Origin of the sequence: Paenibacillus thalictri, from assembly GCF_004307995.1 — a bacterium.
Lineage (GTDB): Bacteria > Bacillota > Bacilli > Paenibacillales > NBRC-103111 > Paenibacillus_AF > Paenibacillus_AF thalictri.
The window spans coordinates 193,087-207,692 of sequence record NZ_SIRE01000002.1 but is presented as its reverse complement, the minus strand read 5'-3'; the positions used below and the strand labels follow the sequence as shown (position 1 = coordinate 207,692).

10 protein-coding genes are annotated in these 14,606 nt (G+C 53.3%); 7 read left to right on the top strand and 3 right to left on the bottom strand.

From position 1 onward, the window contains the following. Positions 1-47: 47 nt before the first annotated feature. Complete coding sequence (locus tag EYB31_RS40020; protein ID WP_165452139.1) at positions 48-212, bottom strand: hypothetical protein; 165 nt, start codon at positions 210-212, stop codon at positions 48-50. Positions 213-233: 21 nt separating this feature from the next. Between EYB31_RS40020 and EYB31_RS40015 the strand changes: the two genes are divergently transcribed. The 5 genes from EYB31_RS40015 (at position 234) to EYB31_RS01165 (ending at position 7,676) form a co-directional block, all read left to right on the top strand. Next, positions 234-392, top strand: coding sequence for a hypothetical protein (locus EYB31_RS40015; RefSeq protein ID WP_165452138.1), 159 nt, complete (start codon positions 234-236; stop codon positions 390-392). A gap of 449 nt (positions 393-841) precedes the next feature. Further along, on the top strand, positions 842-3,514 hold the full coding sequence (locus EYB31_RS01180; RefSeq protein WP_131011431.1) for a valine--tRNA ligase: 2,673 nt from the start codon (positions 842-844) through the stop codon (positions 3,512-3,514). 318 nt (positions 3,515-3,832) lie between these two features. Then, positions 3,833-5,215: a bifunctional folylpolyglutamate synthase/dihydrofolate synthase gene (locus EYB31_RS01175; RefSeq protein WP_240761991.1), complete on the top strand. Its 1,383-nt coding sequence runs from the start codon at positions 3,833-3,835 to the stop codon at positions 5,213-5,215. A 7-nt stretch (positions 5,216-5,222) separates the two neighbouring features. Next, positions 5,223-6,605, top strand: a complete 1,383-nt coding sequence (gene murC / locus EYB31_RS01170) for a UDP-N-acetylmuramate--L-alanine ligase (RefSeq protein ID WP_131011430.1) — start codon at positions 5,223-5,225, stop codon at positions 6,603-6,605. Between the two features lie 231 nt (positions 6,606-6,836). Further along, a complete protein-coding gene (locus tag EYB31_RS01165) occupies positions 6,837-7,676 on the top strand; it encodes an SDR family oxidoreductase (protein ID WP_131011429.1) in 840 nt (279 codons plus the stop codon). A 181-nt stretch (positions 7,677-7,857) separates the two neighbouring features. Here EYB31_RS01165 and EYB31_RS01160 read toward each other — a convergent pair whose 3' ends face one another. Together EYB31_RS01160 and EYB31_RS01155 are read right to left on the bottom strand one after the other, a co-directional pair. Beyond that, positions 7,858-9,096, bottom strand: a complete 1,239-nt coding sequence (locus EYB31_RS01160; RefSeq protein WP_131011428.1) for a hypothetical protein — start codon at positions 9,094-9,096, stop codon at positions 7,858-7,860. A gap of 322 nt (positions 9,097-9,418) precedes the next feature. Then, complete coding sequence (locus EYB31_RS01155; RefSeq protein WP_131011427.1) at positions 9,419-10,816, bottom strand: glycine--tRNA ligase; 1,398 nt, start codon at positions 10,814-10,816, stop codon at positions 9,419-9,421. 443 nt (positions 10,817-11,259) lie between these two features. Between EYB31_RS01155 and EYB31_RS01150 the strand changes: the two genes are divergently transcribed. Both EYB31_RS01150 and EYB31_RS01145 read left to right on the top strand, forming a co-directional pair. Then, complete coding sequence (locus tag EYB31_RS01150; protein ID WP_131011426.1) at positions 11,260-12,534, top strand: SPOR domain-containing protein; 1,275 nt, start codon at positions 11,260-11,262, stop codon at positions 12,532-12,534. Positions 12,535-12,661: 127 nt separating this feature from the next. Next, entirely contained in the window at positions 12,662-14,530 is a 1,869-nt protein-coding gene (locus EYB31_RS01145; RefSeq protein ID WP_131011425.1) for a heparinase II/III domain-containing protein, read from the top strand. Positions 14,531-14,606 lie beyond the last annotated feature (76 nt).

The window sequence follows — 14,606 nt, the reverse complement described above, 5'->3', positions numbered from 1 at the left end:
GCTGCCGGCTTTTTTTGCGTTCCCGATGAGGGCAAGGAAGGAGAAGATCAATAGACGCCAAGCAGAAAACCAAGATACAGCAGAAAAAGCGCAAATAAAATAAATACGTCGAGTCCCGTCGGCAGCAGCAGGGTTCGCACAAACTGAACGCATATGAGCGGAAACAACACGCTTTTGACCGTGTACCTGATGCTGTACCACCATTTGTTCATCGCACTCACTCCTAAAAGTTTTTGCGCCAGCAAAAACTGGCATCGGAAGCATGGGCTAAAAAGTTTTTGCGCCAGCAAAAACTGGCGTCGGAAGCATGGGCTAAAAAGTTTTTGCGCCAGCAAAAACTGGCTCCGGAAGCAGCGGTCTCCATAAAAAAATCTGCCATTACCAGTTTATGAAGGGTACTATGATGGATATGATGTAGATATAGCTGTTTTGGGCGACTAAATATTGACTCGCCCCATAATGTCGTTTAATATATTAAATTAATGGAATGATATGTTGAAAAACGTGGAAAGAGAGTAGTAAGCAGCCAACCCTTCAGAGAGCGGAGCTCAAGTGAGCTGGAAGGTTCCGCAGGATGTAACTGCCGAAGTCGCTCTGGAGTTGCTGACGCCCGGCGATCACTCGCTTGGACGAAAGCCGGTTACTGCCGTTATCAGGTTGAGTGTCGTGCTCAGGATACATCCTGTGTGCGAAATGAAGGTGGTACCACGGAAGCACATCCTTTCGTCCTTTGCGGCGCAAGGATTTTTTTTGTTTCTGGGGCGGGAGAACGCTGCGCGCCTGCGGTATATATACCGGCTTATAAGGTAAATATTTAGACGCTGAAAGCGAGGGTTTATTGATGGAAGAAGTGAAGGACGCAAAGCAGTCTTCGGCGATGCCGACGACATACGATCCCAAGGAAGCCGAGAAGAAATGGTATGAGTATTGGTTGAAAGGCCAATATTTCAAGGCGGGCCAGCGCTTGGACGCGCCGAAATATACGATTGTCATTCCGCCGCCGAACGTTACGGGCATGCTGCATATCGGGCATGCGCTTGATTTTACGCTGCAGGATATCATGATTCGCTTCAAGCGGATGCAAGGGTTTGACGCGCTTTGGCTGCCGGGCTCCGACCATGCGGGCATCGCCACGCAAACGAAGGTCGAGCAGAAGCTGCGGGAAGAAAGCGGCACAACACGTTATGACCTGGGCCGCGAGAAGTTTTTGGAGAAAGTATGGCAATGGAAAGAGGACTATAACAACACTATCCGCGAGCAGTGGGCCAAGATGGGCTTCTCGCTGGATTATTCCCGCGAACGCTTTACGCTTGACGAAGGGCTGTCGCGCGCGGTGCGCGAAGTATTTGTCAGACTTTATGAAAAAGGCCTCATTTACCGCGGCAAATACATCATCAACTGGGACCCTGCGGCCCGCACCGCGTTGTCCGATATCGAAGTGGAATATAAGGAAGTGCAGGGGAATCTGTATCATCTGCGTTATCCGCTTAAGGACGGCAGCGGCTCGATTATTGTCGCTACGACGCGTCCGGAGACGATGCTCGGCGATACCGCCGTTGCGGTTCATCCGGAGGATGAGCGTTATAAGCACATGATCGGCAAAATGCTCGTGCTGCCGATTATCGGCCGGGAAATTCCCGTCATCGCCGACGAGTACGTCGAGAAGGATTTCGGCAGCGGCGCTGTGAAGATTACGCCTGCGCATGACCCGAATGACTTCGAGGTCGGCAAACGCCACGATTTGCCGCAGGTGCTGGTCATGGACGAATCCGGGACGATGAACGCCAATGCCGGGCAATATCAAGGGCAGGACCGTTTTGCCTGCCGCAAGCAAATCGTTGCCGACATGAAGGAGCTTGGCGTACTGGTCAAAATCGAAGAGCACGTGCACCAGGTAGGTCACAGCGAGCGCAGCGGAGCCGTCGTAGAGCCGTATTTGTCGACGCAATGGTTCGTTAAGATGAAACCGCTCGCCGACCGGGCGATTGAAGCGCAGAAAGCCGGAAACGGCGTTAATTTTGTACCCGACCGGTTTGAGAAAATCTATTTGAATTGGATCGAAAATGTACGCGACTGGTGTATTTCCCGCCAGCTGTGGTGGGGGCACCGGATTCCGGCATGGCATTGCGAGGATTGCGGTGAAGTGATCGTTTCCCGCGATGACGCGCATACCTGCCCGCATTGCTCCGGAAGCAAGCTGCGGCAGGACGAAGACGTGCTCGACACCTGGTTCTCCTCGGCGCTTTGGCCGTTCTCTACACTCGGCTGGCCTGAGCAGACGGAAGACCTGAAGAGATATTATCCGACGGATCTGCTTGTTACAGGATATGACATCATCTACTTCTGGGTGGCGCGGATGATTTTCAGCGGACTTGAGTTCACCGACCAGATTCCGTTCAAAGATGTGCTGATGCACGGGCTTGTGCGCGATTCGGAAGGCCGCAAGATGTCCAAATCGCTTGGCAACGGTGTGGATCCGCTTGAAGTGATTGAGAAATACGGCGCCGATGCGATGCGCTTTATGATTTCAACAAGCAGCACGCCGGGTCAAGATTTGCGCTTCCGCTGGGAAAGAGTTGAGCAGGCGCGCAATTTCGCCAATAAAATTTGGAATGCGTCGCGTTTTGCATTAATGAACCTGGAAGGATTTACGGCTCAGGAAATCAATGTAACCGGCGAGCTGGGAACAGCGGAACGGTGGATCCTGCACCGTTTGAACGAAACCTCGCGGGAAGTAACCCGTTTGATTGACAGCTACGAGTTCGGTGAAACCGGCCGGCTCTTGTATAACTTTATTTGGGACGATTTGTGCGACTGGTACATTGAGTTCAGCAAGCTGAGCTTGTACGGCGCGGACGAGACGGCGAAGAAACAAGCGCAATCGGTGCTGGCTTATGTGCTCGATCGGACACAGCGGCTCATTCATCCGTTTATGCCGTTTATTTCGGAAGAAATTTGGCAGCATTTGCCGCATGAAGGAGAGACGATTACGCTGGCTGCGTGGCCGCAAGCCGACGTTTCTTTCGAAGCGCCTGAGGCCGTGCGTGAAATGGAACTGCTGATGGACATCATTCGCAGCGTGCGCAACATCCGGGCCGAAGTCAACGTGCCGATGAGCAAAAAAATCGAGCTGCTGATCAAGCCGGCCGGAGAAGAAGCCCTGGCGATTCTGCAGCGCAACGAGACGTATATTCAGCGGTTCTGCAACACGTCGCTGCTTTCGATCGACCCGTCGATCACGGCGCCTGACAAGGCGATGACCGGCATCGTGACCGGAGCCGAGTTGTATTTGCCGCTCGCCGGACTTATCGATATCGGCCAGGAGCTGGCGCGTCTGAACAAAGAGCTGGCGACGTTAATGGGCGAAGTCGAGCGGATTGAAAAGAAGCTGGCCAACGCCGGTTTTGTCGCCAAAGCGCCTGCCAAAGTCATTGACGAAGAGAAAGCAAAGCTGGCCGATTACGCGGATAAGCGGGATAAAGTGTTGGCGCGTCTCGCGGAACTGAAAGTTTAAGCAAAAAAAGGGAGTGAGCAAGGGAAAGCCGGTTGCGAATAGGAGTCTGTCCGACGGATTGATTTTCGTGAATATTTATTCATGCTGGGTATGGAGGGTAAGGGAATGGTATGGAAAGTTTACGTCCGCCTTGAAAGCCGTGTTTTACCGCAAGGTAAATTCAAGAAAAACACGGCTTTCACGAGCGGTGGAATGCCATCCCTTTCCCGTAATAGCCGCACTTATGAATAAATATTCACGGATTTGTCTTCGTTGGACAGACTCCTAAGAAGCGTCCGGCATGTCGCTTGCTCACGGCTATTGAAGGGGAGATAACAAGTGAGTGAGTTAACGACGGATTCGGCTTCTTTCCGTACGGCGGAGGAAGCGGTGGATTGGATCGTGCATTTGGTGCCCTTTGGCATACGCCCGGGGCTTAAGCGGATGGAGCGGCTGATGGAGCTTCTTGGCCATCCGGAACGCAGATTGAAATTTATACACGTGGCGGGTACGAACGGCAAAGGTTCGACCTGCACGTATTTAAGCGAGATCATTCACAAGTGCGGATACGACGTAGGGCTGTTTACATCGCCTTATATCGAGAGGTACTCCAACAGAATCAAATATAACGGCAAGGACATTCCGGATAACGATTTGCTGGACATGGTCAATCTGCTGAAACCTGTGGTAGATGAAGTGGCGGCGTCCGACTACGGGCAGCCGACGATGTTTGAGGTGTCGACGGCGCTGGCGATCGTATATTTTGCCAAGAGATCGTTCCCCGACTACGTGGTTTGGGAGACGGGCCTCGGCGGACGTCTGGACTCCACCAACATTGTGGCCCCGGTCGCAACGGTGATTACTAATGTCGGCCACGATCACATGGAAATACTCGGCGATACGCTGGCCAAAGTGGCTGAGGAGAAAGCCGGCATCATCAAAAACGGCGTGCCGGTCATTACGGCGGTGGAGCAGCCGGAAGCGTTCGAAGTGATCCAGCGGATCGCGAAGGAGCGGAAAAGCACATTGTATAAACTGGACCGCGAGTTTTCGTTTAACTTGCTGTCGTCCCGGGAGAATGAACAAAAATTCGATTTCACCGGCCCATTCCGTACCGTTCCGGGGGTGACCATTTCGTTAAACGGCTACCACCAGAACAAAAACGCCGCGGTTGCGCTGATGACCATTGAAGTGCTGCGTCAATACTACGCGCTGATCGTGGAAGACGAAGATTTGCTGGAGGGTTTCCGCGCGGCCGCATGGCCGGGAAGATTGGAAATCGTATCGGAACAACCGCGGATTTTAATCGACGGTGCGCATAATCCGGAAGGGGCCGAGACACTCGCCCAAGCTTTACGGGACGTTTATCCCTACCGGAAGCTGCATTTTATGATGGGAATGCTGTCAACAAAGAATCATACAGGCTACCTCCGGCATATACTACCAATGGTGAACACCCTTATCTTGACCGAGCCAGACTGGCACAAAAAAGAAAGTGCGGCCCGTTTAGCCGATCTCGCGAGAACCTTACTTGAAGAGCTTGGACCCGAAAGAGCACGCGAGGTGGAAGTAATCGTCGAACCGGAATGGAAAAAGGCGCTTGAGCTGCTTCGGACCAGAACGGAAAAAGAAGATTTGGCTGTTGTATCCGGCACGTTATATTTGATTGGCGATGTTCGTTCTTGGATTCTAAATCAATCCGATTCTGAAAAAGGCTGGTGAGCGCAGCGTGAATACATCGGAGCATGTGCATTTTATCGGCATCGGCGGCTACGGAATGAGCGCGATTGCAAAGGTGCTTTTGGAAATGGGGTATCAAGTATCGGGTTCGGACCTAGCTCAGCAGGAGCTGACGGAAAAGCTTAAGGCCAAAGGCGCGCAGGTGTATATCGGTCATGAAGCCCAGAATGTCACCGGGGCCGACCTGGTCGTTTATTCAACCGCATTGTCCAAGGACAATGTGGAAATGCTCGCTGCGGAAGAGCTTAGCATTCCGATTCTTCATCGTTCGCAAATGCTTGCTAGGCTGCTAAATTCGAAAAAAGGAGTCGCTGTGGCGGGAGCGCACGGCAAGACTACAACATCGTCGATGATCGCGTTGGTGCTGGAGCAATGCGCCAAGGATCCTACTTATATTATCGGCGGCGAGATTATGAATGTCGGCAGCAATGCCAAGGCGGGAAAGGGAGATTACGTTGTGGCGGAGGCCGATGAAAGCGACGGATCGTTCCTGCAGTACAGCCCGCTGCTGGCGCTTGTCAACAATATCGAAGCCGACCATTTGGAATACTATGACGGCAGCTTTGAAAATTTGAAAAAAGCTTATGCGCAGTTTTTAAGCCAAGTGAAAGAGGACGGCAAAGCGATCGTATGCAACGACGACGCGCACTTAAGGGAAATGATTCCCCATGTGAAAAGCGAAGTCGTCACTTACGGGATCGACACCGATGCGGATTATATCGCACGTTCCATCGAGCTGGGCGACCGCAAGGTCAAGTTTGAAGTGCTGCATGACGGGGCGCTTCTGGGTACGGTGAAGTTGTCCGTGCCGGGAAGGCATAACGTATATAACGCGTTGGCTACAATCATCACGTGTCTGGAAGCGGGCCTTACGTTCGAGCAGATCGCCGGGGCCATCCAAGATTTCCGCGGCGCCAAACGGCGTTTCCAGGTGCTGGACGAAGTCGACGACATTCTTGTCATCGACGATTATGCCCACCATCCGACGGAAATTGAAGCGACCATCAGCGCCGCCAAAGCGACCGGCAAACGGATCATTGCCGTTTTTCAGCCGCAGCGTTATACCCGCACGTACTTTTTGTTCGAGCAGTTCAGCCGCGCGTTCCCGGAGGCGGACGAGGTGATCATTACCGATATTTATTCGCCGGTTGGCGAACAGCAGATCGAAGGCATTACTTCGGCCAAACTGGTCGAGTTGATCAAGCAGAACAGCAACCGCAACGTGAAATATATCCCCAGCAAGGAAGAGGTTCAGGCGTTTCTGCTGGACCGCGTCGCAAGCGGCGACCTTGTGCTGACGATGGGCGCGGGCGATATTTGGAAAGCCGCCGACGGCCTTGCGCGTTCGCTGCGCAGCAGGCACGGGGCGTAGTCTGCTGAAGTGCGGCCGCTGCAAGTTATTGTGAGGCTGCCGGCAGCGTTCATAGAAGAGGCATAAACACTCCTGGCAAGGAGCGTTTATGCCTCTTGTGCGTAATGCCGCGGCAGGTGACCGCTTATGCATCAGCGCAAGAAGTGGCCGTCCGAAATATGATATTATTTGTAATACGGATACGCGGGAGATACGGCGGTCTGATCTTTGGATTAGGAGTGGAGTGAGCATATGAGTAAAGTTATAGCCATTACAGGAGCGTCGTCCGGCATCGGACTGGCTACCGCCCTTAAGTTTGCGGCCGGCGGATGGATTGTATACGCGGGCACCCGGCATCTCGAGCGCGACCGGGAGCTGCATGCGGACCGCGATAATCTTCATTTTGTGGAGATGGAAGTGACCTCCCGGGAATCGCTGAACCGGGCGTTTGAACAAATCGAACGGGAGCAGGGCTGCTTGGATGTTTTGTTCTGCAATGCGGGATTCGGCTTTCTGCGCGCCTTGGGGCAAGCGGAGGAGGAAGACATCCGGCATGTATTCGAGACGAATGTGTACGGCGTCATGCACACCGTACGTTCGGCGCTGCCGCTCCTGCGCAAGGCACAGCCCGGCCATATCGTCGTGACGTCCAGCGTCGGAGGTCTGGTCGGCCAGCCGTTTAACGAAATTTATTGCGCCAGCAAATTTGCTGTCGAAGGTTTGCTGGAAAGTATGGCCACTTACTACAAGCCGTTGTTTAACATCGACATTACGCTGCTGGAGCCGGGAGCCATTGCGACGAACTTCAATTCGACGGTATTAGGCCACGTTCAAAGCACCGGCGGCATCCTTGACGACGAATACAAACCGATTATTCAAGCATATTTGGACAACTTCAGCAAAAGGAACTCCATTCCGCAAACTTCGGAATCTGTCGCCGATATCATGATGGAGCTGGTGCAGATGGAACAGAAACCGCTGCGCCTTCGCACATCGGAGGCCGCTGAACAGTTTGTTGCCCACAAAGTGGCGGGCGATCCTACCGGAATAGATGGAATTCTACGTACACGCAAGCTTCATCTGGGATTATAAAATGAAATAACCCCCCCTCATCGGAGGTGGCTACTGAAAAAGCTAACGCTGCATGAGCAAATTATGCTTACGATCGCCCATTGTTCCCGAATTTCTTGAATTGATCTGCTTGCGGCAGGTGAAATTCGGGGACAAAAGCGAACGTTGGCGCTACTCCAGCATGATTTCGCTCACTTTGCCGTTACAGCTTTTTCCGGTCGCCGAAATAAAATAAAAATACGGAATAGTCCAGTTCGCTGGTCGCTTGCGTATGCGCGTATTTCTGATCGCCCCACTGCAGGGCGGAGGAATACGAGAGTTTTTTGTCCCCGCTGTATAAGGTCATCCGGTATAAATAAGTGTTCGCGACAGGACGTGAGTTGTCTGTTTGCTGCAGCCGGATTTGCTTCAGCTTGCCGACAATTTCTTCGATAGCATCATGGTCCTGAAGTGTGAGCGGCTCTGCAAACGAATAATCGATCTCGATTTTGTCGATGGCGGATAAATCGTCTTGAACGAGCTCTGTATACGCCACGGCTGAATCGTTTGCGGATAACGGTTCCTGCACTGCCATCTCGATGCCGGTGGTTTGCCCCGGATAAGTGAGCAGCGTCGCTCCACCGCCCCAAACTTCCGCGTATTGCCCGATATGCAGGGCATCAAAGCCAATCGTTTCGTCTCCGTCTTTGAAAAACATCGTTGCATCGCCCTTAAACGAAACCCAATTCGCATTAGGCGTTTTGTGGCTGGAATCATCATGATCGATAATAAGAACCCGTTGCTGCTTTTTGTCGACGGCGGTAATCGTTCCCTTCAAGTCCGCTTGTTCGCCGAGCACGAAATATTCGATCACAAGCGGGAAGGAGCCGCCGGCTTGCTCGTAGAAGTCGCTGCGCAGCGCGGCGATTTCCTCCAGACTCGGCTGCTCGCGGTGCCGGTTTAAAAGTCTGACCTTGACGTGGAAGACGTCACGGAAATAGGCGGACATAAGCGCGACCCCGTGTTTTTCGTAAACGTCTTCGTGTTTAGGCAGCGATTCGCTGAACTGCTTGATTCGAGTGTTATATCGATAGTTCGGAACAAACCACAAAAAACCTTGGTCGGTTTCGATTTTGTACCATGTCCGCTGATGTAAACCTGTCTCCTCCCACACGCCGATTACCGTTACATCTCCAGCTTGCAGGCTGATACCTTCGTATTTGTACGGGAACGGCATGGCGTATGCGGTTTCGTCTCCCTCCAGCGTATGCGTGAATTCGGCAGCCATTTCATCGATGGCCGGCATCTCCAGGTTTGCTTCGCGCCATGTTTTGCCGATATCGGAGGGAAATAAATCGGCAGCTTCGTTTACCGGTTCGGCCAGTGCTTTCATTTGCCCGGGCGAGGCGAGCAGGATCAGCGCAAGGATGACACCGGTGCATATCCGTTTTCGCTTGTTCAATTTACCATCCCTTTCCATAAATATGTAGACGCTGCAAAATCCAGAAAGTTGCCGGCAGGTTTGAGCCGCGCATCACTTCCATAGCAAAAAATCCCCTCCGAATTTTTTTGAGGCCACTGAAAAAGTGAACGCTGTATGAACGAATCATTCTTACGATCGCCAATTGTCCCCGAATTTCTTGAATTGTACCTGCTTTTGGCAGGTGAAATTCGGGGACAAAAGCGAACGCTGGCGCTTCTCCAGAATGATTTCGCTCACTACGCTACTTTTTCAGTGGCCTCATTTGTTTCGGAAGGGATTTTTGAGCTTTACATATCCGATTTTACCACTCGAGTTTCGATTCGATAAACGATTTCAGCTCGGCGATCGGCAGACGCTGCTGCTCCATCGTATCGCGGTCGCGTACGGTCACGCAGCCGTCGTTTTCCGATTCGAAGTCGTATGTGATGCAGAACGGCGTGCCGATTTCGTCGTGGCGGCGGTAGCGTTTGCCGATGGAACCGGCATCGTCGTAGTCGACCATGAAATGCTTCGACAGTTCGGCGAACACGGCTTGCGCCGGCTCAGCCAGCTTCTTGGACAGCGGGAATATAGCCGCTTTGATCGGCGCCAGCGCCGGGTGGAAGTGCAGCACGCTGCGGCTGTCGTCGCCTTCAAGCTGCTGCTCCTCGTATGCGTCGATCAGGAACGCAAGCGTTACGCGGTCCGCGCCAAGTGACGGCTCAATGCAATACGGGACGTATTTTTCGCCCGTTTCCTGGTCGTGGTACTGGAAGTTTTCGCCGCTGTGCTCCATATGCTGCTTAAGGTCGTAGTCGGTGCGGTCGGCAATGCCCCACAGCTCGCCCCAGCCAAACGGGAAGCGGTATTCGATATCCGTTGTCGCATTCGAGTAGTGGGAAAGCTCGTCGTCGGAATGGTCGCGCAGGCGGATGCTTGCTTCTTTAATGCCCAACGACAGCAGCCAGTCGCGGCAGAAACCACGCCAGTATTCGAACCACTGCATATCCTCGCCCGGCTTGCAGAAAAATTCAAGCTCCATTTGCTCGAATTCGCGCGTACGGAACGTGAAGTTGCCCGGCGTAATTTCGTTGCGGAAGCTTTTGCCGATTTGGCCGATGCCAAACGGCAGCTTTTTGCGCATCGTGCGCTGCACGTTTTTGAAATTGACGAAGATGCCTTGCGCCGTCTCCGGACGGAGATATACCGTACTGGTGGACGACTCGGTGACGCCTTGGAACGTTTTGAACATCAGGTTGAACTGGCGGATGTCGGTATAATCGAATGCGCCGCAGTCCGGGCAAACGATGTTGTGCTCGCGGATCAGGTCCATCATCTGCTCGAAGGACAGGCCGTCGACGATCATCTCGATGCCTTTATCTTGAAGCGCGTTTTCGATCAGCTTGTCGGCGCGGTGGCGCGCTTTACATTGCTTGCAGTCGATCATCGGGTCGTTGAAGTTGCCGACGTGGCCGGAAGCGACCCATGCTTGCGGGTTCATCAAAATCGCCGCATCAAGACCTACGTTGTAAGGGGATTGCTGAATAAACTTTTTCCACCAGGCGCGTTTGATGTTGTTTTTCAGTTCCACGCCAAGCGGACCGTAATCCCATGTGTTGGCCAGTCCGCCGTAGATTTCCGATCCCGGGAAAATAAAACCGCGGTGCTTGGCGACAGCTACGATCTGTTCCATGCTTACTTGATTGTTTGTTGTGCTCATTCTCATACGCCCCTAACTATTTTTTCGTTAACATAAAAAGCCCCCGCCCCATAGGCAGCTTTAAGCTGCCCAGGGACGAGAGCGTGCTCCCGCGGTTCCACCCTGGTTGACGACGGTTTGAGGTTGTGAAGCAGCCGCTCCGCAACGCAAACGCACCTATTCGTCCGCCTTCATTATGACAGCTCCCGATGGCCGTTTCCTTGTCGCTTGAGTATCGGGCTTGCACTGTCCCCGAATCGCTGCAACCAGTGGCGTCAAGTACTTATCAATCGTTCTGCGCTGTCCATATTTGCATATGACATTATAGTACATAAACTGACGGGCTGATGTCAAGCGAAGCGCGCGGATTGGGCATAAAAAGGGGCAGTCCGATAAAAGTGTTCATATTTTCCGGACTCGGCTCATAAGCGTAATAGTACAAGAATGGACAAGGAGAGAGATGGATGAAAAAGGGACGCATCACTTATCGTTTTCAAAACGGTCAAAGGGTAGAAGCGCCGCAAGAGGTCGACAGAAACGTCATTCCGCTCTATCAGGAGGAATTTGAAGTTCGCGATGCCGTCAAGGAGGGGACAGGCGGGGAAAGCTTGTTTTCCGGCACATTGACGCCGCAGTCGGAGTGGAAAAGCCCCTACGAGGAAGAAACGGAACGGATTGAACGGATGATCCGAAATTCGCAGCCGATGCAAACCCATCACCCGGAAACGGGGTACTTCGAGACAACCGGCAAATACGACGAGCCCCTTCGTGATCACCGTTGGTATGTGCCGGAGGAACCGGTGAGGGTCAAAAAACCGCCGTTTGGCTCGTGGTTCAAAATCACCGTCTCCGTCGCAGGTGCGGTCGTCACCGGGATCGCCTTCGGATTTTTCGTGCTGTCGATGTTTTCCGGCCACGACGACGCGGCAAGCAAAGCCAAGCAGGCGGCCGGAACTGCGCCTGCGGGGCAGGTTGCGGCACCTTCGACGGCCGGCAAGCAGACCGCCGGCGCCGGCACGGATAAAGCGGCTTCGGCGGCCTCCACCGGCGTCACCGGTACAGGTGCGGCTAGCGCTGCAGGTTCGGCGAGCGCAGCAATGGCGACGGCGTCGGTGAACATTTCCGGCAAAACGTATTCGTTTCTTCAAGCCGGCGTGTTCAGCACGCAGCAAAGCGCGGATACGGCGCAAGCCGATCTGAAGAAAAACGGTTTTGCCGGGGCTACCGAAAGCGGCGATAAGTTTACGGTATATGCGGCGATGGCGCCTACCCGCGATGATGCGCTGGCAATCAGCCAGCAGTTGAAGCAGAAAAACACCGATGTGTTTATTAAAACCGTCGAACTTCCGGCATTAACGAAGGTGAAATGGAACGGCAAGCAAACCGATGCCCTGCAAGCCTGCCTGGAGCAGGGGCAAAAGCTGGTGCAGCTGATTAGCGGCTTGACCGTACCGCATCTTGGCGAATCGAAGCCGACGGCGCTGGACGAAACCAAACTGCAAGCGATAAAATCGGCGCATCAATCCTGGATCGGCATGCATACGGCGATGAGCGACAGCTTATCGGATGAAGCCAAAGCAACACATCAAAAAATGATTAAAGCGCTGGACACAGCGATCGTTTCTTTGGACGAATACAAGAAAAAACCGGCCACTTCGTATTTGTGGCAAGCTCAAAGCACGCTGATGCAATACACGATCTCCGATAAAGAGCTGCGTAATTCACTTTCCGCGCAATAATATTCCAAGCCTTTTTGAAGCGGACGATTCCGCCAAAAAAAGGTTTTTTTATGCCGGTGTACAACTTTCGGGCGATTTTTGGTAGACTGATCATTGACTCTTAAACAAGACACCGGGAGTGAGATCTATGGATTTGTGGAAAGTGAGCGAAGCGCTGCGTCAAGGCAGCCGCGAGCAAGCAGGAGAAAAGCTGTTCTCCGAAGGAAAGTCGAGATGGCGGGACATTCGCGCCAACGCTTTTTATAAGCCTTATCTGGAAGAGGTCGAAGCCGAGGCTTCGCGGCTGCTCAATGAACCGATTGAGACGCTCCCTTATTCGCTATATAAAAATTTCGACGAAACGGGTTCCCGTCTGCCGTATGAACGGGAGTATTTCAAGCGGCGGCTGCGCCTCAACACGTTCACCGTGATGGCGTTGACAAACGATGACCCCCGTTACATCGAAGCGCTGGAGGATATTATTTGGGCGATCTGCGACGAATATACGTGGAGCTTGCCTGCCCACCTTCAAGGCAACTCGCTGCGCCCGATCGAAAAGCTGCGGCACGAGCGGGCCGACTTTGGCACCATTGCCGAGTCCCCGCGCGAACACCGCGAGATGGTCGATTTATTCGCCGCCGAAACCGGATTTGCGCTTGCCGAAACGGTGCATCTGCTGGGGGACAAGCTGTCCGAGCTGATAGCCTACCGGGCGCGCATAGAAATCCGCCAGCGGGTGCTGGAGCCTTATGCGTCGCTAGGTTCGATGTTCTGGTGGGAGACCTGCACGAACAACTGGGCTGCGGTATGCGCGGGTTCCGTTGGCGCCGCGGCTATGTATCTGATTTCCGACGATGCGACGCTGGCCCCAATGATTGCGCGTTTGCTGGAGACGATGCAATGTTATCTTCGGGGGTTCGAAGCGGACGGAGCGTGCACGGAAGGTATCGGTTATTGGGTGTACGGGTTCGGGTACTTCACGTTTTTTGCGTCCCTGCTTGAACAGCGCACAGCGGGCGCGATCAATTTGTTTGACGATCCGAAGGTAAGAAGCATCGCTTTGTTCCAGCAAAAATGTTATTTAACCGCGAACTATACGGTCAGCTTCTCCGACGCTTCGCTGCAAAATATGTTTCCGCTTGGCCTGACTCATTTTTTGAAGGGCAAATACAGCGAGGTGGCGGTTCCGGACTTAAGTTACCGGGCCTCCTTTACTTACGATCATTGCTACCGTTTTCCGCAGGCGATCCGCAGTTTTGTGTGGAGCGACCCGCAATATGCCAGCATGCCGCAGCAGGATGCAAGCTATTACTTGGAGGACGCCGAATGGATGATTTCACGGACGTCGGCTCCTTATGGAGCGGTCAGCTTTGCGGCTAAGGGCGGACATAACGACGAACCGCATAACCACAACGATATCGGTACATTCCTTTTGCATGTAGAAGGGGAAACGCTGCTGACCGACACCGGAGCGGGCGAATATACGAAACAATACTTCGGTCCCGGCAGATACGAAATTTTGTGCAATCGCTCTTTGGGGCATTCCGTGCCTGTCATCGAAGGCGGAGAGCAGCAGGCGGGCAGGCAATATGCAGCGGCCGTACGGGAATCCAGAATAAGTACATCGGAGGATGTATTTTCGCTGGACATCGCAAAGGCGTACGCAAATGACAACCTGCAATCGCTGATCCGCACGTTCCGGTTCGCCAAAACGGAGGGCGGGAAGCTGACGCTGACCGACGAGTTTCAGTTTGCCGCGAAGCCTGCCGGGCTTGCCGAGAGATTCGTCTCGTTCTGCCGGCCGGAGCAGACAGGAGCGGACAGCATCCGAATTGCCGGCGAGCGGTTTGCCGTAACGATTCAATACGATCCCGCGAAATTCCGTTATGAGGCGCAGCGGACCGATTTTATGGATCATCACGGACACCGGAAAGATTTGTATCTGCTTGATTTTACAGCAGTTTCGCCTACCGAAAAGGAAACATACAGCTTTGTCATGACCTGCTCGCCGCTTTAATCATACGCAAAAAAGCCGGGATCTTCGCTCTCAAGGCGAGATAATCCCGGCTTTTTTCTCGACAAGCGCCTCCGCC